The organism is Buttiauxella massiliensis, assembly GCF_902500225.1.
In the GTDB taxonomy this organism is placed as follows: domain Bacteria; phylum Pseudomonadota; class Gammaproteobacteria; order Enterobacterales; family Enterobacteriaceae; genus Buttiauxella; species Buttiauxella massiliensis.
Genome location: NZ_LR722680.1, coordinates 1 through 3,178, shown reverse-complemented (window position 1 = coordinate 3,178; position 3,178 = coordinate 1). Strand labels below are relative to the sequence as shown.

Below are 3,178 nucleotides of genomic sequence, written 5' to 3'. Positions count from 1 at the left end.
TTGCTCTTTAAAAATCCGGAACAAGCTGAAAATTGAAACGACATGTCGTCTCATTCCTCCGTAATAAGGAATGGGAATACGATATGTTCGAGTCTCTCAAATTTTCACAACATACGATTGTGTCTCACGAGACATCTTCGGGTTGTGAGGTTAAGCGACTAAGCGTACACGGTGGATGCCCTGGCAGTCAGAGGCGATGAAGGACGTGCTAATCTGCGATAAGCGTCGGTAAGGTGATATGAACCGTTATAACCGACGATTTCCGAATGGGGAAACCCAGTGCAATTCGTTGCACTATCGTTAAGTGAATACATAGCTTAACGAAGCGAACCGAGGGAACTGAAACATCTAAGTACCTCGAGGAAAAGAAATCAACCGAGATTCCCCCAGTAGCGGCGAGCGAACGGGGAACAGCCCAGAGTCTGAATCAGTTTGTGCATTAGTGGAAGCGTCTGGAAAGTCGCAGGGTACAGGGTGATACTCCCGTACACAAAAATGCACTTGCTGTGAACTCGAAGAGTAGGGCGGGACACGTGGTATCCTGTCTGAATATGGGGGGACCATCCTCCAAGGCTAAATACTCCTGACTGACCGATAGCGAACAAGTACCGTGAGGGAAAGGCGAAAAGAACCCCGGCGAGGGGAGTGAAACAGAACCTGAAACCGTGTACGTACAAGCAGTGGGAGCCTCTTTTATGGGGTGACTGCGTACCTTTTGTATAATGGGTCAGCGACTTATATTCTGTAGCAAGGTTAACCGTATAGGGGAGCCGCAGGGAAACCGAGTCTTAACTGGGCGTTAAGTTGCAGGGTATAGACCCGAAACCCGGTGATCTAGCCATGGGCAGGTTGAAGGTTGGGTAACACTAACTGGAGGACCGAACCGACTAATGTTGAAAAATTAGCGGATGACTTGTGGCTGGGGGTGAAAGGCCAATCAAACCGGGAGATAGCTGGTTCTCCCCGAAAGCTATTTAGGTAGCGCCTCGTGAACTCATCTTCGGGGGTAGAGCACTGTTTCGGCTAGGGGGCCATCCCGGCTTACCAACCCGATGCAAACTACGAATACCGAAGAATGTTATCACGGGAGACACACGGCGGGTGCTAACGTCCGTCGTGAAGAGGGAAACAACCCAGACCGCCAGCTAAGGTCCCAAAGTCATGGTTAAGTGGGAAACGATGTGGGAAGGCACAGACAGCCAGGATGTTGGCTTAGAAGCAGCCATCATTTAAAGAAAGCGTAATAGCTCACTGGTCGAGTCGGCCTGCGCGGAAGATGTAACGGGGCTAAACCATGCACCGAAGCTGCGGCAGCGACGCTTATGCGTTGTTGGGTAGGGGAGCGTTCTGTAAGCCGTCGAAGCTTGCCTGTGAGGGCAGGTGGAGGTATCAGAAGTGCGAATGCTGACATAAGTAACGATAAAGCGGGTGAAAAACCCGCTCGCCGGAAGACCAAGGGTTCCTGTCCAACGTTAATCGGGGCAGGGTGAGTCGACCCCTAAGGCGAGGCCGAAAGGCGTAGTCGATGGGAAACAGGTTAATATTCCTGTACTCGGTGTGACTGCGAAGGGGGGACGGAGAGGGCTATGTTAGCCGGGCGACGGTTGTCCCGGTTTAAGCATGTAGGCGGAGAGTTTAGGTAAATCCGGACTCTTATCTAACGCTGAGGTGTGATGACGAGGCACTACGGTGCTGAAGTAACAAATGCCGCACTTCCAGGAAAAGCCTCTAAGCATCAGGTCACATCAAATCGTACCCCAAACCGACACAGGTGGTCAGGTAGAGAATACCAAGGCGCTTGAGAGAACTCGGGTGAAGGAACTAGGCAAAATGGTGCCGTAACTTCGGGAGAAGGCACGCTGTCGGTAGGTGAAACCCCTCGCGGGTGGAGCTGAAGGCAGTCGAAGATACCAGCTGGCTGCAACTGTTTATTAAAAACACAGCACTGTGCAAACACGAAAGTGGACGTATACGGTGTGACGCCTGCCCGGTGCCGGAAGGTTAATTGATGGGGTTAAGCGCAAGCTGAAGCTCTTGATCGAAGCCCCGGTAAACGGCGGCCGTAACTATAACGGTCCTAAGGTAGCGAAATTCCTTGTCGGGTAAGTTCCGACCTGCACGAATGGCGTAATGATGGCCAGGCTGTCTCCACCCGAGACTCAGTGAAATTGAAATCGCTGTGAAGATGCAGTGTACCCGCGGCAAGACGGAAAGACCCCGTGAACCTTTACTATAGCTTGACACTGAACACTGGTCCTTGATGTGTAGGATAGGTGGGAGGCTTTGAAGCGTGGACGCCAGTCTGCGTGGAGCCAACCTTGAAATACCACCCTTTAATGGCTGGTGTTCTAACGTAGACCCGTGATCCGGGTTGCGGACAGTGTCTGGTGGGTAGTTTGACTGGGGCGGTCTCCTCCTAAAGCGTAACGGAGGAGCACGAAGGTTAGCTAATCACGGTCGGACATCGTGAGGTTAGTGCAATGGCATAAGCTAGCTTGACTGCGAGAGTGACGGCTCGAGCAGGTGCGAAAGCAGGTCATAGTGATCCGGTGGTTCTGAATGGAAGGGCCATCGCTCAACGGATAAAAGGTACTCCGGGGATAACAGGCTGATACCGCCCAAGAGTTCATATCGACGGCGGTGTTTGGCACCTCGATGTCGGCTCATCACATCCTGGGGCTGAAGTAGGTCCCAAGGGTATGGCTGTTCGCCATTTAAAGTGGTACGCGAGCTGGGTTTAGAACGTCGTGAGACAGTTCGGTCCCTATCTGCCGTGGGCGCTGGAGAATTGAGGGGGGCTGCTCCTAGTACGAGAGGACCGGAGTGGACGCATCACTGGTGTTCGGGTTGTCATGCCAATGGCATTGCCCGGTAGCTAAATGCGGAAAAGATAAGCGCTGAAAGCATCTAAGCGCGAAACTTGCCCCGAGATGAATTCTCCCTGGGAACTTGATTCCCCTGAAGGAACGTTGAAGACTACGACGTTGATAGGCTGGGTGTGTAAGCGTAGCGATACGTTGAGCTAACCAGTACTAATGATCCGTGAGGCTTAACCTTACAACACCGAAGGTGTTTTGGTTGAGAGACTAAGATATTGATTTTCAGCTTGAACCGAGATTTTAAGTCGATGGTTGTGTGAAAGCATGACGGTTGATGAAACAGAATATGCCTGGCGGCA

At 51.9% G+C, this 3,178-nt stretch carries 1 rRNA gene; it reads left to right on the top strand.

Going from position 1 to position 3,178, the window contains the following annotated elements:
- The first annotated feature begins 148 nt into the window (after positions 1 to 148).
- Positions 149 to 3,057 (top strand): 23S ribosomal RNA (locus tag GC128_RS22815).
- Positions 3,058 to 3,178 lie beyond the last annotated feature (121 nt).